Raw genomic sequence first — 21,079 nt, 5'->3', positions numbered from 1 at the left:
TGACTAATGACTAATTACTAATGACTAATGACTACCTCTAAACCCCCTTTATGGCGTGATGATCGCTTTTGGCGAATTGCTGGACAATTCATTGCTGTATTTTTAGCCTTAGCTATAGTGGCGATACTCTGGAGTAATCTTCATCGCAATTTACAGCAATTAGGAATTCAATTTGGCTTTGATTTTCTCAGGCAGCAAGCATCTTTTGATATCGGCGAAACACCCATACCTTATCAACCAACTGATACTTATAGTCTGGCTTTGTGGGTGGGACTGATTAATTCATTGCGAGTAGCAGTTTTAGGAATTATCTTCACAACAATTATCGGGGTAATGGCGGGGATAGGTAGACTTTCTGATAACTGGCTAGTGAGAAACATTATGCGAGTTTATGTAGAGGTTTTCCGCAATACGCCTTTACTTTTACAGTTGCTGTTTTGGTACTTTGCCGTCTTCCTGAGTTTTCCTAAAATAGAAAATAAAATTACCCTGGGGGGATTTTTGGGGCTGAGTCAAAATGGTCTTGAATTTCTGTGGTTTAACTTATCCCCAGAGTTTTCTGCTTTACTGTTGGGTTTAACTTTTTATACTGGTGCTTTCATTGCGGAAATTGTCAGAGGTGGAATTGCGTCAGTATCTAAAGGACAATGGGAAGCAGCGCGATCGCTCGGATTAAACCCTAGTTTAACTATGCGCCTAGTCATTCTCCCCCAAGCCTTGCGGGTAATCATTCCCCCACTGACTAGCCAATATCTCAATCTCACCAAAAATTCTAGTTTAGCGATCGCCATCGGCTACCCTGATCTCTATTTTGTCGCCTCCACCACTTTTAACCAAACTGGGAAAGCGGTAGAAGTCATGTTACTCATTACCCTCACCTATCTCACCCTCAGCTTAACTATCTCTTTAATCATGAACTTATTAAATCGCCGAGTCCAAATTCAAGAAAGGTAATACGTATTGGTTTACTGAGGAAGTGGAGGAAAAAAACTAACAACTAATAACTAATGACTAATGACTAAACAACTAACTTGGTTACGTAAAAACCTATTTAGCACTTGGTATAACAGTTTATTAACTGTTGTTTGCTTAATGTTCCTACTTTGGTTAGCCCAGGGAATGGTGATTTGGGCAACCACTCAAGCACAATGGCAAGTAATTCAAGTAAATTTACGTTTATTTTTAGTTGGTAGATATCCGCCCAGTCAATATTGGCGGATTTGGTTTGTATTAGCAATTATTTCTAATTTAGGCTCAATAACTACAGGTATCTTGTTGAATAAACAAAAGTTTTCTTGGCGTGGTGTGGCGTTATTTGCTGTCATCGCCACCTGGGGAATCATCCTCTTACCTGTAGATTTTACATCTCGCCTGTGTTTATTTGTCATTGCGACTTTACTAATTCCTAGTTTCTGGTTAGGAAAAAGGTTTGCTCAAGTTATATCCCCTTGGCTTTCCTTAATCTGGTTGTTAAATTTCCCCGTGATTCTGTGGTTAACTGGTGGGGGCTTTGGTTTACAACCTGTATCTACAACTTTATGGAATGGTTTACTACTTACCTTACTAACGGCCATAGTGAGTATTGTGCTTTCTTTTCCCATTGGCGTTTTACTCGCTTTAGGAAGAATTAGCAATTTACCTGTAGTTCGTTGGTTTTGTATTCTTTATATCGAAATCATTCGGGGAGTTCCCCTAATAGGGATTTTATTCTTGGCGCAAGTGATGTTACCCTTGTTTCTCTCAGCAGAAATCCGCCTAGACAGGGTTTTAAGAGCGATCGCTGGACTGGTGTTGTTTAGTGCTGCTTACATGGCCGAAAATGTACGCGGTGGACTGCAAGCTGTCTCTCGTGGACAAGTGGAAGCAGCTAAAGCATTAGGTTTGAATACTCCCTTAACAGTTATATTAATTGTTTTGCCTCAAGCTTTACGTGCTGTTATTCCGGCGATTGTCGGGCAATTTATCGGCTTATTTAAAGACACTTCCCTATTATCCCTTGTGGGCTTAGTAGAACTAACAGGTATTGCCCGTTCCATATTGGCACAGCCTCAATTTATAGGTCGTTATGCAGAAGTATATTTATTTATTGGTTTGATTTATTGGCTATTTTGTTATTCTATGTCTGTTGCTGCTCGGCGATTAGAAAAGCAGTTGAGTCATTAGCTATTAGTCATTAGTTATTAGTCATTAGTTACTCAAACTTATGTTCTGCTTTACTGAAAAAATTTGAGGTGAAAATCTGTGAACGAACCGACACCGATAATTATTGCTGAAGATGTTCATAAATGGTATGGCAAATTTCATGTTTTACAAGGTGTGAGTTTAACAGTTAATCGCGGGGAAGTCGTAGTCTTGATGGGGCCTTCTGGTTCGGGTAAATCAACGTTTATCCGCACATTTAACGCTTTGGAAGAATATCAGCAGGGCAAAATTAATATTGATGGTATTATCCTCAGTCACGATTTGCGAAATATTGAAGCGATACGGCGTGAGGTGGGGATGGTATTTCAGCAGTTTAATTTATTTCCCCATCTCACAGTGCTGCAAAATATTACTTTAGCCCCGATTTGGGTGCGTCGCTGGCAGAAAACTCAGGCTGAAGAATTGGCGATGCAGTTATTAGAAAGAGTCGGAATTTTAGAACAAGCGCACAAATACCCAGGACAGTTGTCTGGGGGACAGCAACAACGGGTTGCGATCGCTCGTGCTTTAGCCATGCAGCCTAAAATCATGTTATTTGATGAACCTACATCCGCATTAGATCCAGAAATGGTGCGAGAAGTTTTAGATGTGATGCGAAACCTAGCCAGTGAAGGCATGACAATGGTAGTAGTTACCCATGAAGTCGGATTTGCCCGTGAAGTTGCCGACCGAGTGGTTTTAATGGATAGCGGTCATTTAGTTGAATCAGCTACCCCAGAAATCTTTTTCACCCAACCCCAAGAAGAACGAACTCGTAAATTTTTATCACAAATTCTTTAAGTTAGGGCAAACTCAGCTTTTAGTCAGGTCTTTAGGGACTGCCAGATAAAAAAATATTTAAAATGTAGGGTGCGTCAGTACGATAAACCCTAGCTAGACCAAGAAAATATTCATACTGACGCACCATACTAACTAAATTCCTATTAAATCGCAAAATTTAGCCTAAAATGTTTAAATTTACCTATAATTGCTAAACTTCACGGAATATTAGCCGTTGAGTTACTCTACAGCCAATTTCCACTCGCACAATCATCAGGCTGGTATCAATAGGCATGGGAATAGCGATCGCATCCTCTGGTTGACACGATCATTCAAAAATTTATTTTAATATTACAAAATATGTAGTTTTATAAAAAAAAATAACAATCAATCCTGATTATTACTGAGGAAAAAAAAGATGATTTTCCGTGAAATCTTGATATTCAGTGGAAAAAAAAGCAATTTTTCAGATATTTACTCAGTGTTACTGAGATATTTCCTATTAATACTAGCAATTTCTAGAAAATTTACTTAATTACCCCAGAGTTTATGCGTACATCAGATAATTAGAGAATAAGTAATATTTACAATCTAAAATTTCCCAAAAAATTATATCGTACTGAAATAATCTATAGCAATATTTACTAAATCTTCAACGAAAACCTACTGACACAGAAAGAGTATAAAGCCACAATTAAAAATATAGGTCTTAGTTGACGCTCCAGCTATCAACTTGAGGACAAGTATTGTTTTAACGAACACAACAACCAGGGACTTCTGACTAATTTGTTATGCGGATTTTAATTTACTCCTACAACTACTATCCAGAACCAATTGGAATTGCCCCGCTAATGACAGAATTAGCAGAGGGACTGGTGAAGCGGGGCCATGAAGTACGTGTGATTACCGCTATGCCTAACTATCCTGAGCGTCAAATTTATGAAGGATATCGAGGCAAATGGTATCTCACAGAATATAAAAAAGGTGTCAAAATCCAACGTAGTTATGTTTGGATTCGCCCACAGCCTAAGCTTTTAGATCGAATATTGCTGGATGCAAGTTTTGTAGCAACTAGCTTTTTACCTGCACTTTTAGGCTGGCGGCCTGATGTAATTCTCTCAACGTCACCATCATTACCTGTTTGTGTGCCTGCTGCCTTGTTAGGATGGTTACGTGCTTGCCCTGTGGTGTTGAATCTTCAAGACATATTACCCGAAGCCGCTATCCATGTCGGATTACTGAAAAACAAATGGTTGATTAAAGTGTTTTCAGTATTGGAAAAATTTGCTTATAAGAGTGCCACAAAAATTAGTGTGATTGCGGATGGATTTGTAGATAATCTAGTGTCTAAGGGCGTAGCACCTGAAAAAATAGAACAAATCCCTAATTGGGTGGATGTGAATTTTATTCGTCCCTTACCACAAGTCAACAACGCATTCCGGGAAGAACACAACCTGAATGGTAAATTTGTAGTCCTGTATTCAGGTAACATTGCTTTGACACAAGGCTTAGAAACTGTAATTAAAGCGGCGGCGATGTTGCGTCATGTTCCAGACATAGCCTTTGTGATTGTTGGCGAAGCCAAAGGGTTGCAGAGATTGCAACAGTATTGTTTAGATTGCGGTGCTGATAACGTTTTACTACTACCGTTTCAACCCCGTGAACATTTGCCTGAGATGTTAGCAGCAGCAGATGTGGGTTTGGTGGTACAAAAGAAAAACGTGATATCCTTCAATATGCCATCGAAAATTCAAGTCTTGCTGGCTAGTGGTCGAGCATTAATCGCATCTGTACCAAGTAACGGTACAGCAGCCAAAGCAGTCAGACAAAGTGGAGGGGGAATTGTAGTGGCTCCAGAAGATGCCGCAGCCTTGGCAATGGCAACTTTAAACCTATACAAACACCCAGAAAAAGTGAAAACTTTGGGTTATAACAGCCGGAAATATGCCACTGAGCAATATGCTTTCGAGCAAGCTTTAAATCAATACGAACAATTATTTAACTCTGTGACTGCGGAAAGTCAACCAATGGATGCCAAAGTGGTTTCTAAACAGGAAGTTTAAGTTCACCCTTGCGGCAAGGTATTAAAAAGTCAAAAAAAAATCAAATATCTCAGGGCATAGAGAAGTGTGATACATCTGATTATCTGTGTCCTGTTTTCGTAGATAAGTACCAAGTTCAATTAGCTTTGTTAGTAATCATTATCAATCAGACTTAAGACAGAATCCACTGCTGTCCGCTTTGTTATATACTAATATATGGCAGAGTTATAGAGTTACAAGATAGTGAGATTGGTTAATTTTCAGCTTGACGACTCTGTGATTAGTCTCCCAGAACAGATGGCGGCTGGGCTAAGATGGGATAATGAACTGAAAGATGGCAAGGCGAAAACAGCCGTTGTGGCAGAGAACGCTACAAAAATTATACCACAATACAGCCATAGAAATATTGCAAGATATGAGCTAATACTTAGCCAATGCCATAAACACCTATTTTTTTGTTAGTATTCAAAAAAACCAAGAGATCAAGTTCTGGTTCGATTGTTGTTTGTCATTAATTCTCAAAAACACTAACAAAAGGGATAAAGCACCTGAGGTTGAATGTCTGATTATTTCCAAGGCAATTTACCATTACAATCCGTCTCCGTCACCAAAAGCGCACTCAGCAGTCCAGAGGGTGAAACAGACTGGAGTGAAAATTTAGCTGTTACTATCGCCGCAGCTGCATCTGACCGTAAAGCGGGTGATATTTTAGTGCTGAAGGTAGCAGATGTCTCTTACTTGGCAGATTATTTTGTGATGTTGACTGGCTATTCTAGGGTGCAAGTCAGAGCGATCGCGCAAGCAATAGAAGATAGAGTAGAAACAGATTTGCACCGCCGTCCTTTGCGGACAGAAGGCAAAGAAGAAGGAAATTGGGTACTCCAAGATTACGGGGACGTAATTGTACACATCATGATGCCCAAGGAACGGGAATTTTATAATCTAGAAGCATTCTGGAGTCATGCAGAACGTATTTCCCTACCAAATTTTGAAGAAGGTGGTGGTAAACCAACATGATTAATTCCTCCCTGGCAAATTGCCCAGTTCCCACAGAACAACAACCCCTCAACGAGTACGAACAGCTAAAAACTTCCTGGCTATTTCGTGATTGCACCTTGAATGGGCAGGATTATGTCAAAAAACTGGTATGGATTTGGGGTTTATCTTGGTTGGTGGCGGGGCCCGTCGCTGCCGCTAGTTTTCCCCCAAGTAAACAATTGGGACATTTTATCCTCTGTGGCTCTGCTGGGGCGAGTGTCGGGGTAGTCTTGGGACTATTACGTTTATATTTGGGCTGGCTGTACGTGCGCGATCGCCTATACAGTACAACTGTCTTCTATGAAGAATCAGGCTGGTACGATGGTCAAACTTGGATTAAACCACAAGAAGTGATTAACCGCGATCGCTTGATTGTCACCTACGAAATTAAACCAATTCTCCGACGGTTACAAATTACATTCGCTAGCTTGGCGGGATTGTTTCTTATTGGTACTATAGTTTGGCATTTGTTTTAAATAGTCAGGAGTCATTAGTCACAAGCTCATGACTCCTGACTAATAACTCATAACTAAAAAGTGATAGATTTTCACCCATGACAATGGGCAAACGAACTCAAGCAGCAGCACTGGAAGTCCGGTTGTTGCGGGAAGGTATTATTGAATCCAGGCATCTAGTCCAAGCTGTAGTATGCGACGAGCGAGGACGGGTGTTAACGGTGGCTGGCAATGCCGAAACAGCTACCTTTGTCCGTTCCGCCCTGAAACCATTTCAGGCCTTGGCTGTCACCACAACAGGCACACTGGAACGTTACGATCTGAGCGATCGCGACTTGGCAATTATCACCAGTTCTCACAAAGGTACAATTGAGCAAGTCAGACAAGTATTTAACATCCTGTGGCGAGCTGATCTTGACCCCTCAGCCCTTCAGTGTCCCATTCCCCCAGGTAAACGCAGTCCTCTAGAATACAATTGTTCTGGTAAGCACGCGGGGATGCTGGCTGTTTGTCAACAACGCCATTGGCCTTTAAATAACTACTTGGAACGCAAGCACCCAATCCAACAACTCATTTTGGGTAAAGTCGCAGAATTATTGCGAATGCCCGCCGAGGAATTTATCAGCGCGCATGACGACTGTGGCGCGCCCACATATTTAATGCAATTGGGTCAAATAGCTTCTTTATACGCGCTTTTAGCCTCTAGCAATAACCTAGATATGGAGCGCATCGTCCGCGCCATGAGCCATCACCCCGCAATGGTAGCCGGAGATGGAGAATTTGACACCGAACTGATGCGCCTCACCCCAGGAGAACTGATCAGCAAATCCGGCGCAGAAGGCATACAGTGTATTGGTAGACTCGGTGAAGGCATGGGTTTGACAATTAAAGTTATGGACGGTGCTAAACGGGCAAAATATGCCGTCGCTATTCACCTGCTGCAACAAATGGGTTGGATTACCCCCAGCGTCGCCGACAGCCTCGCCGAAAAGTTCCTCAACCCAGGCAAATACACACGTCTAGAAGTTGTTGGAGAATTATCGTTTTTATAGTTGCCAAACTTAGACTCTTGCGTTATACTAAAAAAGTCAAGAGCGACGCGGGATAGAGCAGCCTGGTAGCTCGTCGGGCTCAACTAGCAAAATGAACTACGCGCTTATTAGTTGATTTTGCAGTGGGCGGTACATGAAGAAACTCATGTGCGTTTACCTGTCAAATTCGGGGAAGCCACTAGCGCGGTAATCCCGAACCAAGCTCTCGAAAGAGAGAAGGTGTAGAGACTGGAAGGCAGGCACCCTAACGATAACGCCGAGGGTGAAGGGACAGTCCAGACCACAAACCAGTTAAACTGGGCAACGAAAGTTGTAGATGGTAAGCATAACCCGAAGGTCAGTGGTTCAAATCCACTTCCCGCCACCAAATCAAAAACAAAACCCCTTCATCTCGCAAGATGAAGGGGTTTTGTTTTATGCTTGTATTATGTTTCCTTGCCTAACTAATAGACACAAAGCTGAGGGGAGACATAGCCGAACAAGCTGCTGTTCTTAAAACCGATTGGCGACCGACTACCTTACGATTTAGTATTTGATATAGAGGGAATTTTAGTTAAAATCCAAGTCAAATATGCTTGGTTGCATGAGCCATCTGGTAATTATGTTGTAGATAATCGCCGCACTAAAACAAATCGTCGGCTCATGCTGAGAGCAGTATACAAGCAATCGGACTTTGATTTTGCCCTAGCCTACATAGAACAACTTGATATATTCTATGTCTTCCCGGTAGATGTGTTTATTGGCTATGGTAGCGAAATACACCTTGTCGAAATCGAAAAACGACAGCGTAAACCTCGTTCAGCAAAATATCGTGAGGCTGGGGAGTTAATGTTAACTGTACAATTCGGTTAAGCAGGGTTTTGATCTATTCTTAAGTTGAAATCTTCCAAAAAGCGCGGAGAAACATGGTTGTGAAGTTGCAGCGACCTATATTAGTAGGAGGATTGGGTATATCCTTTTCCTTGTGGATGGTGCAAACTTGGCATCATTCTATTATGCAGGTGGGTGAGCTAGGTTTATTAAGTGCCTTAGCTGTTGGTGGTGGTTTGTGGTGGTGGCAGCAGCAGTTCCCGCAAGACCATGCAGAGCAGCCCAATGGTATGCTTGTAGATCGGGAAACAGCAGTTAGTGCGATCGCTAAAACAGAAGTCGTCATTAACCAACTAGCACAAGAAGCTGAAAACCATTCAGCTTTAGAGACACTGAAAACAAAGCTAGCCACATTACCTTTAGAGTTAGACAGACAAGAGATTAAATTAGCTGTCACTGGTGGTAAATTCGTCGGTAAAAGTACCTTAATCCAGGTGCTACAGTCTGATCAATGGCAAGAAACACAGAAAAGAGTCAACTTCCAAGAAACAGCACCTTTATTGAACGAGGTTGAAGGTTCGGATGCTGCTATTCTGACAGAAGTGACTAAATCTGATTTAGTGCTGTTCTTAACTAATGGTGATTTAACTGACTCAGAATTTCAAGCTTTACAGCAGCTAAAAGCGGTAAATCAACCACAAGTCTTAGTTTTGAATAAACAAGACCAATATTTACCAGATGAACGTGCTAGTATTTTGCAGTCGTTAAAACAACGAATGCAAGATCATGTAGTCGCCGTTGCTGCTTCTCCTGTAGCTGTGAAAGTGCGGAAACATCAGGCTGATGGTACTGTAAAAGAATGGATGGAACAACCAGCAGCAGATATACAGCAGTTGACGCAGCAACTCAATGAAATTTTAGTGCAGCAAAGTCAACAGTTAGTGTGGACAACTACCAGCAGACAGGCGTTTTTATTGAAAGCTGAGGCTAAAAATTATTTGAATGGGGTAAGATGCGATCGCGCCACTCCCATTATTGAACAATATCAGTGGATAGCTGCGGCTGCTGCTTTTGCTAACCCAGTGCCAGCATTAGATATTTTAGCAACTGCGGCGATTAATGCCCAAATGGTCATGGATTTGGGTAATATTTATCAGCAGAAGTTTTCCTTGGAACAAGCGCAAACCGTAGCCGGAACAATGGGAAGTTTAATGCTGAAATTAGGTTTAGTGGAACTTTCGACTAAAGCTATTAGCACAGTTCTCAAAAGTAACGCCGTTACCTTTGTTGCTGGTGGTTTAGTACAGGGTGTGAGTGCTGCTTATCTGACTAGGGTTGCTGGGTTGAGTCTAGTTGCATATTTTGAGCAGCAGGAAATTACCGTAGACTCTGGTAGTAATTTGAATTTAGATAAATTGCGTCAAACCTTACAAAATGTCTTCCAACAAAATCAGCAGTTAGCTGTTGTGCAAGGTTTTGTGAAACAAGGGATGAAGCGTTTAGTACCAGAAGTTGTAGGTTAATTTCGCGCATACGCCGCTAGGCGTTCCCGTAGGGTAGGCGCAAAGGCGCAAATAACATTCTTGAGTCTGTTTGCGCTTTTGCGTGACATAAGAGAATTTATTCAAATACTCCAAAATAATCCCTGGTTTGCTGGTTGAGTGGAAAAACCTGAATTTAACTACTGCTTACAACAATCCCCGGTAGTGAATAAAAATCAACACCACTGCCCAAGAACCCAAGGCGACTTTGATGGCGACGATGATATTTAAGATGGGGAGAACACCACCACTAAACAACGCGCCTAATTCTCCGTGTGGTAACTCTATTCCCACTAGAGTGATGACTGCAAGGACGATGAACAGCAGTACAGAAACTTTTTCCCAGGTGGCGGCGTGCCAACGTTTATAAATTTCCTGCATCCATTGGTATGATGAGGTAATCGCTACCAGTCCAATGGCTGTTCCGCCTGCGACTCCAGCCGCAAAGCCACCGCCAGGGCTGAGATGTCCCCTAATCGCTAATTCAATACTGACTATGGCGGTAATTGTTGCACCTAAACGCGCCAACATAATTGATGGTTGGTCTGTGAAGTGATAAATGGTGCAGGAGGGATTTTCATTAGACAGAAGAAACTTTACGCCCAAGATGGCAATTGTAAATACAATTACTTCAAAAATGGTATCGTATAAGCGATTACGGAAAATAATCCCTGATACAGCATTGGGAACACCACTATCTTGGACAACCAATTCGACAATAGAAGGAAGTGATGTATCAAGTTCGGGATTAGGTAGAACCAGCATTTTAACGTACAGTGCTATCCCCGCTAGGATGTAGACCCATTTCATGAATGCTGCTCCTGTAATTCGGAAACGTTTACGTAAGATAGAATTGTCTGTGGTGTAGACAGTTCAGCTTGCATGATTTCATAGAGGCGTGAAATTCTAGTTGTAGTTTGATAGGGCTGGATTTCGTTGCCATCGCCTACAATTTTTTGCTGACTGTCTGCTGTGCGGACACAGGTAGCATGAATTTCTTTTTCCATCAACGCCCTTTGCAAAGCTTGAGTATTGGTGTAGGGAACAATTTCTATACGCAGATAGTATTTATTAAAAATGGTACGTAGGTCATTGATGATTTTTCCGCAATCTTCATCTTGCACCTCGGTTGACTCATCTTCTTGGATTACCCCCAAACGCATCACCATTGATGAACGTACCGCCACCGCAAAGAGAGTAACTGCTAGCATCGTACCCATCAAGGCTTCGGTTAAAGCTACATCCACCGCGCCTAAAACCGCATCTACTAACGCGGCGACAGCACCTAATACCCCACGAATGATTAAAGCATGGTAGGGATTGGCTTGAGTGACTACCATGCCAGCCGCTAAGGGTAGCAGGGCAATAATTATATATAGATAGGTATCATTCATTTTTCCCCTCTTCAGTAGAACAGTACGCCAATACGTAACCGAGCATGGTATTCCAGATAGCTAAGGAGATAATACCGAGAATGAGTAGCGGCCATTCACTGGGTATTTTTAGCAGTAGTCCGAGAATCATCAGCATTGAGCCGAGAGTATCAGCCACGGAAAGACCATGTAGTTTGAATAATACTGAGCGATCGCTAACTAGATGAACAGTTCCCCAAAACCAGAAAATTAAACCTATGCCGATACAGGTATAACTCAGAATGTTGATCATACTTCATTCAATCGTTTTAGTATTTGTGCTAGTAGCATTAAGCCAGCATTACCCACACTCAAAATAATCACCGCCACCACGCCAATCATCCAATCATCACGGAGAACGGAAACGAACAAAAACATGATGGATACCTTGCTGGAAATGCTGCCCAAAGACAACATTTTCTGCCAAACATCATCAGTTTTCCAGGCTTCATAGATGGGGATGAGTAAGGCCACAATCATGGTAATTAAGGCAATTTCCAGGTTCATCGCTGTTTCCTCCGTTGAATCTGGTGAACTTCGTACCAGCCTTCTTCTAAATACTTGAAGACAATGGTTTTGGGTGTAAAGGTAATGATGAAGATATCTAAAAACACGAGTCCAGGCGATCGCTTGGGCTTGACTCGTTCTAAAATCAGTTGTTCTTCCTCATGGGGACGGAACATGATTTCAAAGGCTTCCAGATAAGCCACCGGCAGGGCTACGATAGTTTTAATTAGCACCTCTAGCCAATCTTTTAATTTTTCTCTTGATGTGTAACCCCGTGGTAATAACAGGGCAATAACCACACCGATGACAATATTTGTCAGACTCACATTAGCGGTGAGTAGTAGCCAGATTACCATTCGTAAGATGAAATGCCCTATCATGCCAGTGCCATCCAAAACAGTAGGATTAAAATCAAACTCATCACCCCAATTAAATGGTCAAATTCCTCTAGTACACGGGGCAAAGATATTGCTAAACGTTTAACAATGAATTGATAAGCTAACCAGCCTCCGCCAACGATGGCCAGGGATTTAACGATGTCGGCAATGTTATAAGCTTGTAAATACCCCAAATTGGCCACAAATAGCCCAGTGATTAATAAGAACACTGCTGGCCAAAAACCTGGTTTTACTGCCTGTTCCCCTTGTTGTTTATGGGGTAGAGTGATGAATTTGGCAAAGGTGATAACTGTTCCTACTGCGGCTACATTCATGGCGATCACTTGCCAGGGTAGTAGGTTTTTCATTGTCCACACTTTCGCCCCAAAGCCACATAATAAGGGAAAGCCGGAAATGGAAAGGCTAGCTATCACTAAGACTATCCAGATGTGATTATCGATTGGCTTTTGTCGTAGTTCCTGGAAGTTACGACTGGGTAATGAACCTGCGGTGAGGAACAATGATGATTTCACTAATCCATGTGTCAGGGCATAGAAACCACCCACTGCTGGTGCTGCGAGTATCCAGCCTAACTGTGAAATCGTACTCATCGCCAGCATCCGCTTGCTATCTTTTTCAAAGATGGCGTAAGTCACTCCCATCAAAGCTGTTCCTACGCCGAAAATCTTGACTATGGTTTCAATGTCTTCAGAAATGGCAGCGCAACGTAACAAAGGTAAAACGCTGGCTTTGACGACTACTCCCGACAGCAAAGCCGACACTGGCGTTTCCGATTCCGAGTGTGTTAACGGTAGCCACAAGCCGGAGACAAATATCCCGGCTTTGCCTAATAGTCCTAAAAATATCAGGGCGATCGCTTCTGGTGGTGAACCTTTTAAACCTGCAAAACCAAAGGAATGATGTGTCTGATAGACTAGCACCGCGCCCACCAGATAAAACAGCATAACTGTGTTGCTGACAAACAGATAACGCAAACCCACCCAAATCGAGCGATCGCTGCGGGGATAAGCGATTAATAAAAAGGCTGCAATCCCACTTACTTCTAAGGCAACGTATAAACTGATAAAATCCGCACAGACAAAAGCAGCATTCAGACTACCATGCACAATAATTGTCTGGGCATAAAAAAAAGCTGTCTTATCGCTGCGCCAACAGTAGATAATCACCGCAGTCGTGACGATGGCATTGGTTAAGATAAAGTAGCCGCTTAACTCATCGACTACTAACGTCACACCGAAATTATCTAGTAAATTGAGTTTTAGGGATGAGCGATCAACAAATAACTGTATGGCATAGGCCGCAGAAGCAATAGCCCCCCACATTGTTAGATGTCGGTTCAGTTTGGGGACGAGAAAAATCAGAAACCCCAAAAAAAATGGTACTGCAATCCAAATTAGTGTAATGGTCGTCATGGCGTATTATTCTTCTCAATCTCGTTGCTTTCCAATGTGGGATTATCCCGTGCCAGTTTCATCACACCGACTAGCATTAATGCTTGAATCGAAAAGCCGATGACTATCGCTGTCAAAATCACCGCTTGGGGAACTGGATCTGAGTACGCACTATTTCGGTTTGGGGCAAAAATGGGTGTGAGTAAGCCATCTCGCGATGAAATCAGCACATAATAGGCAACAACCCCAGTGCTCATAACATCCATAGAGATAATCTTCATCAACAGGTTCTTTTTCAGGATTATGCCGAAAAAGCCGCATAATATTGTTGCGAATATAAAGGCTTCTAACACAGGATTATCTATTGGGTAAGGGTGGAGCGTAATTATCTGGGAACAACAACAGATGCAACAAGCTCAACGGCAGTGACTTGTTGAAGTTGGAATCGCACGAACTGAGAAAATTTTATTGACACAAGCATTACTTTTGGTGCTTTACTTTCGTATTACTGTTCACTTTACACATATTTCCTATACAGAATATGTGGTATTAGGTATCTAAAGCAAGAGATTGCAGTAACTCTAATAAGCTAATAAATTCGCGGATAAGCCCAAAATATTATCATCAATCAATATCTCTGCTATCATCAAAATAACTTATGTCAATCATTGGATATTGCCAACAGGCTAAACTTATGCTGTTTGTAGGACGTGGTGAGATTATAATCCCTGATTTTGTCACTACCTGCAAGCTATTTAGTTTGTATTCTCCCTGATAATTAATAACTTTTATTATTTCCGTAAAAACATAAAACTACTTATTATATATTGGATAAAACGTCAATATCTTCTTGCTAAAATAGTTGATTTGTTAAATATTGTTACGCCTTGTATTTGCTCATTGTTCTCCGGTACAGGGTTTTTGATTTAGTTTTTAAACAAGCGGTTTTAATCTCGTTTATGTCAATAACATATTCTTCCCATTCATGGCAGCATATTTTTATTCACGCCAAGTATGGAAATTACCATCCTCAGAATATGGATATGATCATGACGAAACAGGAGACGTAAATTAAATTATTCAAGGGTACAAGCACAGAGTTTTGGAAGTTTAACCTAGGATGATAGTAAGTGAAATAATATTGTCGGCGTTAGGGATATATAAAAATTAAATTACTTAATTGCTGCATCAAATTAGACTATCAAGTTTATTCCAGAATAACAGTTGTTTATTAGCTGAAAAAATCATGTTTCAGTGCTACCTCATGCTAAACATTACTTGCAACCAAGTTGCCGCAGAAGATAATTCTCAAAACATCTTTTCAACATCTACATTATTACGGGCATGATTCACTTATGAATATATTTAAAAATATCAGTAATAGCGTACTGATACGGTATCGAAAGCATGAACGCAAGCCATGCTGGATTTATCTGCACAGCACGGGAGAAATAAACACCCCATTGGCAACCTTGACAAAGATTTTCCCGTAAATAGACAAAACCTACCAAAATATCTGGCGGCGCAGTGTCCCCAGTTTCTTCCAGTCCGCTAGTTTTCAAGCTACACTCGAAATAGATATGGTTTAATTATAAGAAGAAGTTTAATTTTTTATAAAGGTTTATCATCAGTTATTTGGTAAAAAGCACGATGGCAGCAGACTATCCAGACATTGATATTGCGCCATTTATCGATCACGCCCTGTTAACCCCAACGGCTACTCCAGAGCAGGTTGAGCAATGGTGTGGACAAGCAGACAGATTTAATTTTGCCTCGGTTTGTGTGTACCCTGCTTATGTCAAGCAAGCTGCGGAACTGCTGCACGGTAAAAAGCCCCAAGTTTGTACGGTAATTGGTTTCCCGACTGGGGCGACAACTGGAGCAGTGAAATTATATGAGGCTCAAGAAGCAGTAGAAAATGGAGCCGCAGAATTGGATGTGGTGATGAATTTAGGCTGGTTGAAAGCTGGCAAAACTGATGCAGTTCACCGAGAAATTGCCGAAATCTGTGAAGAGACAGGAAAGCCAATCAAGGTAATTTTGGAAACTAACCTGTTGACGGATGCGGAAAAAAAACTAGCAGCAGAGCTAGCTATGGATGCAGGAGCAGCATTCTTAAAAACCAGTACAGGTTGGAATGGTGGGGCTACGGTGGCAGATGTGCGTCTGTTGAAGGAAGTCGCACGGGAAAGGGTAGGAATTAAAGCATCGGGGGGTATCCGTACCCTGGAGCAAGCTTTAGACTTAATCTTGGCAGGCGCTACTAGATTAGGTACATCTCGGAGTATCGATTTGATCCGCCAGCGCGATAACCTGGAAAAAGGTGAATAGTCATTTGTTCTCTTGTTCTTTGTCATTTGTTTCCAGTCCGATCATCCATTGACTAATTACTGATGACTAATGACTAATGACTAATGACCAATGACTGATGACCAATGACTAATTACTCATGAGTAGAACCTATAAAGCCACGGGGATTAATCTCAAAACCCAAGTGCTGGGAGAATCAGATAGAATAGTGACAATTTTGACACGAGAATTCGGTTTGATTCGCGCAGTTGCCCCTGGAGCGCGTAAGCCTCACTCCAGTCTGGGTGGTAGAAGCGGGATGTTTGTAGTCAATGAATTACTAATTGCCAAAGGGCGATCGCTCGATAAAATTACACAAGCTCAAACTGTCAAAACTTACCCAGGTTTAACACAAGATTTGGGAAAATTGGCTGCTAGTCAGTATCTAGCAGAAATCGTGCTTTGTCAGGCTTTGAGTGAACATCCCCAAGCAGAACTCTATGAATTATTGAATCAACATCTCCAACTTTTGGAGGCTGTACCTTCAACTGAGCCATCTAGTATCATCGCCTGTCTAGCGCATGCAGTTTTTTACCTCTTAGAATTAGCCGGACTGAAGCCGCAAGTCGAAATCTGTTGTCTGTCTCAACGCTATTTAACACCAGATTTTGCATCTCCCAATTGGCAGGTAGGTTTTAGCATCCCGTCTGGGGGAATTGTCGCCTTGGAGGCTTGGGAAAATTTACGTCAAGAAGTTAGCAGGAAAGCCCATGAGAAGCTAGTATCTCATGCTTCACAGTCTTCTTCTACTTCTCAACCTGACTACCAAACAGTTGTGCATCGGCAAGAAATACCCGTAATTTCTATGCGTCTGAATGCTTCAGAATTGGCGATGCTGCAACAGATGTCACAACCAGAGATAATGCAAATTAACCCCACCAGCTATGAAAGCTGGTTATCTGTAGAGCAGATTTTGCGCCAGTATGCTCAGTATCATTTAGGTCGCCCGATTCGCTCTGCCTGTTTAATCGATTCTTATTTTGCTGCCAACCATGATGCAACCGTCTGATTTGGATACAAAAATTCTGCCGTTGTCACCTACTCACAGCAGAAAACAGAATAGGGTATCAGAACTTACACCCAATTATTTGAGTGCTGTGCCTCAGCCTACCCCTAGTCGCGCTGATAGCCAAGAATATTCTGCACCTGATGTCTCTCAAAACGGTAAAAGTGGGAAATCGGAAATCCCAAAAACTGGTGTGTCAGAAAAATTAACTCATGATCATACTGCCAGTGAAGACAACGCCAAAGGTCAACCAGTCGCCACCACTGTCAAAGAAGAATCTACATCATTCGATGGTTCTGGTGTGTCTGGGGAAGCACCATCAGAATATCAGCCACAACAGGGGTTTGCACCAGTGTTTAAAAACCCTAATTTTTTGGCACTTTGGGGTGGTCAAGTTTTTTGCCAGTTGGCAGATAAAGTTTATTTGGTACTGATGATTGCCTTGATTAATACTCAGTTTCAGGCCAGCAATCAAAGTATTAGTGGTTGGGTGTCAGCCTTAATGATGGCTTTTACTATTCCCGCCGTGCTATTTGGTTCGGTAGCCGGTGTATTTGTGGATAGATGGTCAAAAAAGACGGTTTTAGTAGCTACCAATGCTTGGCGTGGCATTTTGGTGTTGGCTATTCCCCCACTCTTGTGGTTGACTCATGATTGGCAACCTCTAGGGATGATACCTGTAGGTTTTGCCATTATTTTAGGGGTGACTTTTTTAGTATCTACATTAACACAGTTTTTTGCACCAGCAGAACAGGCAGCAATTCCTTTAGTGGTAAAAGAACAGGATTTACTGTCGGCGAACTCGCTATACACAACAACGATGATGGCTTCGGTAATCGTCGGGTTTGCCGTAGGAGAACCAATATTGGCACTGGCTGATAGTATTTGGGCGCAACTTGGTGGTAATTATGGATTAGGTAAAGAAATTTTAGTAGGTGGAAGTTATGCGATCGCTAGTATTATCTTGTTACTATTAGTGACTAACGAAAAAACCCACGCCCCAGAAACCGAGTTCCCTCACGTATTTTCTGACCTGCGCGATGGTTTAAGCTACCTGAAAGATAACTCTCATGTGCGGAATGCTTTACTACAACTGATGATTTTATTCTCTGTTTTTGCAGCTTTAACTGTTTTAGCAGTTCGCATGGCAGAAATCATCCCTCATATCAAAGCTTCCCAATTTGGCTTTTTATTAGCGGCTGGCGGTGTGGGAATTGCGGCAGGAGCGACTATTTTGGGTCAGTTTGGTCAACGCTTCTCCTATACTCAACTTAGTTGGTTTGGATGTTTAGGTATGTCGGCATCTTTGCTTGGCCTTTCTGTGTTCACGACTCAGCTATGGCTCGTGTTACTGTTGGTAACACTGCTGGGTGTTTTTGGCGCATTGGTAGGTATCCCGATGCAGACTACCATCCAAACAGAAACCTTGCCAGAAATGCGCGGTAAAGTATTCGGCTTACAAAACAATGTGATTAATATTGCTCTGTCTCTACCTTTAGCATTAGCAGGTGTCGCTGAGACATTTGTGGGTTTAAAGGCTGTATTTATGGGATTAGCTATGATTGTCTTTTCAGGAGGTATCTTAACTTGGTATAACTACCGTGATTAATTGTGAGATTTTTGAGCAAATTTATTGAATACCACAACCTGAGCAATTACTGAATAAAAGCTTTTGCTTTCATGCTAAACTAAACCTGAGAAAAATTTTATCGCCAACTTACCGGGTATCAGGATAAAATTAGCCAGACGAATCAGTTGTAAATTAATGTAAATTTACAACTGATAGACAATATAAATAAGACGATGAATTATCTGCTTTAGTAAACCTAAAGTTTGGCTTTGTGGCTAGTTTAGGGTGGGAACATATACTAAATAAACAGCCAACAACTAAAACCAGATAAAAAACAAAATTCCCCATAAATAACTAAACCCGCTCTTCTGATAGCTGAGAAAGAATGCGTATAGCCTGGATTGGAAAAAAATCACCCTTTTGTGGCAACGTCACTTACAGTAGAGAAATTACTAACTCTTTGTTAGATAGAGGGCATCAAGTTAGCTTTCTCCACTTTGCTCAAGAAGAATCTGAAAGCGACAACTGGCCGAATTTTCAAGAGGTTCCCCTACCATTTCTTTATAAGTCACAGGTTTACACGATTCCTACTTTTAAAGCCACAAAGGTTTTAACTCAGTCACTTAAGGAAATTCAGCCTGATATTGTCCACGCCTCTTTGACGTTATCTCCTCTAGACTTTTTTTTACCAGAGATTTGTGAGCAATTAAAGTTACCCTTGGTTGCCACATTTCATACACCATTTGCTGGTAAAGGGGCTAAGTTAATCTCAGGCACACAACTCTTAGCTTATCAACTATACGCGCCTTTTTTGGATAACTACGATCGCGTGATTGTATTCTCTCAGATTCAGCGCGAATTGTTAGCCAACATGGGGGTAAGGGAAAAAAATATTGCTGTTATCCCCAACGGTGTGGATGTTGATAAATATTCTCCGGGATATTCCACAGTTAAGGCAGAATTTAAAGCAGAGCGTTTATTTGTTTACCAAGGAAGACTCGCCCCAGAAAAAAATGTAGAATCGCTGCTCAGAGCTTGGAAACAAGCAAATATGGACGCGGGTAGTAAGTTGTTAATTGTGGGTGATGGCCCGTTAAGAGCTAGTTTAGAACCATTTTATGGTGAAGAATACAATATTATCTGGTTGGGATTTGTTGCCGATGAAGCCCGACGTATAGATATTTTACGGGGTGCAGATGTATTTATTTTGCCTTCGTTGGTAGAGGGTTTATCTTTATCGCTATTAGAGGCGATGGCTTGTGGATTAGCTTGTATAGCCACAGATGTAGGTGCAGATGGCGAAGTATTAGACAAAGGTGCAGGGGTAGTCATCAATCCCAAGACAGCGCGATCGCAACTGAGAACTCTTTTACCATTATTTCAAGACCATCCAGAGTTAACCACATTACTGGGACAAAAAGCTAGAATGCGGGTACTAGATTTATATACCCTGAGTAAGAATATTAGTCAGTTAGAAGCACTATACCGTGAAGTGTTGGCACAGCGTCCCGTAAAAATCACTTTGTAAGCATAGGCCAACCTAACTTAGTTGGTTGCTCATAAATCCGCTTCATAGTATTTACATCTCTGGCAGAAATCGGCGGAGGGTTGCGAACTTGGGAATAGTATAAAGCATCAGTTTGTACAGGACTATGACCCCAAATTCCCAAGGCGTGGCCTAATTCGTGACGGGCGGCTGCAAATAAATAATTACCAGTTTGGCTGGGACTTAATAAAATTTGGCAGCGGTGTAATAAAACATTATTGCTAGTATATAACTCATAACGCGCCAGAGCAGAACGCGCACGCGGGATTTTACGGTCACGGGAAAACTCCAGAGGTGGGGTTTTGCGCTCAATTGTAATATCGGCAATTTCTGGCTGTTCTACAACTGTCAGAGGTAAATAATTATTCCATTCCTGTACAGCTTGGAAGATGCTATTAACCCAAGCTTGCGCCTGTTCGTTGTTAATTGTTTGTGGTCGTTTGATGTGAACTTTAACGGGAAATTGCGACCAAACTAAGTAACCAACTTCGGTGGTTGTGACTTGCGAGAAGTAATCACCGCTATTTGTGTTGTCTTGCCATTGTTGAAGTTGCGACGGTAAGGGGTGGGGTTTGGGTGCAGTGGTTGCTAAGTTCGCTCCTACAGGGTGACTAAATTGCAGGTTGATCAAAACAACTAGCAGCCCTGTACTTATAGCTAAGACAAAAGCTGCTAGTAATTGTTTATTAATGAATGTTTTCAGGGTATTAGGCTTTGGGTGTTGATTTTGATTTCCCATTTACCTATCTCCTGGGGATTTTATTGTTACTTAGGTAGCCAGCCAGCACTCAAAACTACTGTTAAACCCATAAACACCACTGTCAAAGCCCAGGTAACTCGGTTTAAAGTGTTTTCCGCGCTTTTGGTGCTGCTGAATAACTGGGCTTGTCCACCAATAGCTCCGATACCGTCGCCTTTGGGACTATGGAGCAATACTAAAACAATCATACCAATGGCGGCGATCGCCCAAATGAGTTGCACAATACTTGTAACTGTCATGG

General features: G+C 41.8%; 24 protein-coding genes. 15 read left to right on the top strand and 9 right to left on the bottom strand.

Features of this window, described 5'->3' with window-relative positions; translation table 11 throughout:
• Positions 1-27 precede the first annotated feature (27 nt).
• From A3775_RS05980 to A3775_RS05935, 10 genes are all read left to right on the top strand, one after another.
• Positions 28-954, top strand: a complete 927-nt coding sequence (locus A3775_RS05980; protein WP_066376458.1) for an amino acid ABC transporter permease — start codon at positions 28-30, stop codon at positions 952-954.
• A gap of 60 nt (positions 955-1,014) precedes the next feature.
• Positions 1,015-2,163: an amino acid ABC transporter permease gene (locus A3775_RS05975; protein ID WP_066376456.1), complete on the top strand. Its 1,149-nt coding sequence runs from the start codon at positions 1,015-1,017 to the stop codon at positions 2,161-2,163.
• Positions 2,164-2,241: 78 nt separating this feature from the next.
• Positions 2,242-2,982, top strand: coding sequence for an amino acid ABC transporter ATP-binding protein (locus A3775_RS05970; RefSeq protein ID WP_066424228.1), 741 nt, complete (start codon positions 2,242-2,244; stop codon positions 2,980-2,982).
• Between the two features lie 770 nt (positions 2,983-3,752).
• Complete coding sequence (locus tag A3775_RS05965; RefSeq protein ID WP_066376452.1) at positions 3,753-5,024, top strand: glycosyltransferase family 4 protein; 1,272 nt, start codon at positions 3,753-3,755, stop codon at positions 5,022-5,024.
• Positions 5,025-5,246: 222 nt separating this feature from the next.
• Entirely contained in the window at positions 5,247-5,465 is a 219-nt protein-coding gene (locus A3775_RS05960; RefSeq protein WP_066376449.1) for a hypothetical protein, read from the top strand.
• Between the two features lie 96 nt (positions 5,466-5,561).
• Positions 5,562-6,020: a ribosome silencing factor gene (gene rsfS / locus A3775_RS05955; RefSeq protein ID WP_066376445.1), complete on the top strand. Its 459-nt coding sequence runs from the start codon at positions 5,562-5,564 to the stop codon at positions 6,018-6,020.
• A complete protein-coding gene (locus tag A3775_RS05950; protein WP_066376442.1) occupies positions 6,017-6,517 on the top strand; it encodes a CGLD27 family protein in 501 nt (166 codons plus the stop codon). Before rsfS ends, A3775_RS05950 begins: the two co-directional genes overlap by 4 nt.
• Positions 6,518-6,594: 77 nt before the next feature.
• Complete coding sequence (locus A3775_RS05945; protein WP_066376439.1) at positions 6,595-7,548, top strand: asparaginase; 954 nt, start codon at positions 6,595-6,597, stop codon at positions 7,546-7,548.
• Between the two features lie 483 nt (positions 7,549-8,031).
• Positions 8,032-8,400 (top strand): group I intron-associated PD-(D/E)XK endonuclease, encoded by a 369-nt coding sequence (locus tag A3775_RS05940; RefSeq protein ID WP_339373683.1) that lies wholly within the window; start codon positions 8,032-8,034, stop codon positions 8,398-8,400.
• A 53-nt stretch (positions 8,401-8,453) separates the two neighbouring features.
• Positions 8,454-9,881 carry a YcjF family protein gene (locus A3775_RS05935; protein ID WP_066424226.1) on the top strand — a complete coding sequence of 476 codons (1,428 nt, stop codon included), beginning with the start codon at positions 8,454-8,456 and terminating at the stop codon, positions 9,879-9,881.
• Between the two features lie 165 nt (positions 9,882-10,046).
• On the opposite strand, the gene A3775_RS05930 is transcribed toward A3775_RS05935, so the two are convergent.
• Genes A3775_RS05930 through A3775_RS05900 form a run of 7 tightly spaced genes read right to left on the bottom strand, consistent with a single transcriptional unit; the run spans position 10,047 to position 13,960 of the window.
• A complete protein-coding gene (locus tag A3775_RS05930) occupies positions 10,047-10,709 on the bottom strand; it encodes a Na(+)/H(+) antiporter subunit B (RefSeq protein WP_066424224.1) in 663 nt (220 codons plus the stop codon).
• Positions 10,706-11,293 carry a DUF4040 domain-containing protein gene (locus A3775_RS05925; RefSeq protein WP_066376431.1) on the bottom strand — a complete coding sequence of 196 codons (588 nt, stop codon included), beginning with the start codon at positions 11,291-11,293 and terminating at the stop codon, positions 10,706-10,708. The genes A3775_RS05930 and A3775_RS05925 overlap by 4 nt, the downstream gene beginning before the upstream one ends.
• Positions 11,286-11,564 (bottom strand): monovalent cation/H(+) antiporter subunit G, encoded by a 279-nt coding sequence (locus A3775_RS05920; RefSeq protein WP_066376422.1) that lies wholly within the window; start codon positions 11,562-11,564, stop codon positions 11,286-11,288. Before A3775_RS05920 ends, A3775_RS05925 begins: the two co-directional genes overlap by 8 nt.
• Positions 11,561-11,818, bottom strand: coding sequence for a hypothetical protein (locus A3775_RS05915; RefSeq protein ID WP_066376420.1), 258 nt, complete (start codon positions 11,816-11,818; stop codon positions 11,561-11,563). Before A3775_RS05915 ends, A3775_RS05920 begins: the two co-directional genes overlap by 4 nt.
• The gene (locus tag A3775_RS05910) at positions 11,815-12,198 is read right to left on the bottom strand and encodes a Na+/H+ antiporter subunit E (protein ID WP_066376418.1); all 384 of its coding nucleotides are present in this window, start codon (positions 12,196-12,198) and stop codon (positions 11,815-11,817) included. The genes A3775_RS05915 and A3775_RS05910 overlap by 4 nt, the downstream gene beginning before the upstream one ends.
• Positions 12,195-13,628: a cation:proton antiporter gene (locus tag A3775_RS05905; protein ID WP_066376415.1), complete on the bottom strand. Its 1,434-nt coding sequence runs from the start codon at positions 13,626-13,628 to the stop codon at positions 12,195-12,197. The genes A3775_RS05910 and A3775_RS05905 overlap by 4 nt, the downstream gene beginning before the upstream one ends.
• Positions 13,625-13,960 carry a cation:proton antiporter subunit C gene (locus A3775_RS05900; RefSeq protein WP_066376410.1) on the bottom strand — a complete coding sequence of 112 codons (336 nt, stop codon included), beginning with the start codon at positions 13,958-13,960 and terminating at the stop codon, positions 13,625-13,627. Before A3775_RS05900 ends, A3775_RS05905 begins: the two co-directional genes overlap by 4 nt.
• A gap of 1,067 nt (positions 13,961-15,027) precedes the next feature.
• Between A3775_RS05900 and A3775_RS25210 the strand changes: the two genes are divergently transcribed.
• The 5 genes from A3775_RS25210 to A3775_RS05880 all read left to right on the top strand — a co-directional run bounded on the left by A3775_RS25210 (position 15,028) and on the right by A3775_RS05880 (position 20,060).
• Positions 15,028-15,162, top strand: a complete 135-nt coding sequence (locus A3775_RS25210; protein WP_255362685.1) for a hypothetical protein — start codon at positions 15,028-15,030, stop codon at positions 15,160-15,162.
• Positions 15,163-15,257: 95 nt separating this feature from the next.
• Positions 15,258-15,938 (top strand): deoxyribose-phosphate aldolase, encoded by a 681-nt coding sequence (gene deoC / locus A3775_RS05895; protein ID WP_066424219.1) that lies wholly within the window; start codon positions 15,258-15,260, stop codon positions 15,936-15,938.
• 118 nt (positions 15,939-16,056) lie between these two features.
• Positions 16,057-16,965, top strand: a complete 909-nt coding sequence (gene recO / locus A3775_RS05890; RefSeq protein WP_066376408.1) for a DNA repair protein RecO — start codon at positions 16,057-16,059, stop codon at positions 16,963-16,965.
• A complete protein-coding gene (locus A3775_RS05885; RefSeq protein ID WP_066376407.1) occupies positions 16,952-18,571 on the top strand; it encodes an MFS transporter in 1,620 nt (539 codons plus the stop codon). Before recO ends, A3775_RS05885 begins: the two co-directional genes overlap by 14 nt.
• A gap of 346 nt (positions 18,572-18,917) precedes the next feature.
• Positions 18,918-20,060: a glycosyltransferase family 4 protein gene (locus tag A3775_RS05880; RefSeq protein ID WP_066376405.1), complete on the top strand. Its 1,143-nt coding sequence runs from the start codon at positions 18,918-18,920 to the stop codon at positions 20,058-20,060.
• On the opposite strand, the gene A3775_RS05875 is transcribed toward A3775_RS05880, so the two are convergent.
• On the bottom strand, positions 20,050-20,817 hold the full coding sequence (locus A3775_RS05875) for a matrixin family metalloprotease (protein WP_066424217.1): 768 nt from the start codon (positions 20,815-20,817) through the stop codon (positions 20,050-20,052). The two genes, A3775_RS05880 and A3775_RS05875, sit on opposite strands and share 11 nt — an antisense overlap.
• 26 nt (positions 20,818-20,843) lie before the next feature.
• Positions 20,844-21,077, bottom strand: coding sequence for a preprotein translocase subunit SecG (secG, locus tag A3775_RS05870; RefSeq protein WP_066376401.1), 234 nt, complete (start codon positions 21,075-21,077; stop codon positions 20,844-20,846).
• Positions 21,078-21,079: the final 2 nt, after the last annotated feature.

It is taken from the genome of Anabaena sp. 4-3, from assembly GCF_001597745.1.
In the GTDB taxonomy this organism is placed as follows: Bacteria; Cyanobacteriota; Cyanobacteriia; order Cyanobacteriales; family Nostocaceae; genus Trichormus.
Note: the sequence above shows the minus strand (reverse complement) of the source record. Positions and strands in the feature narration are given on the sequence as shown.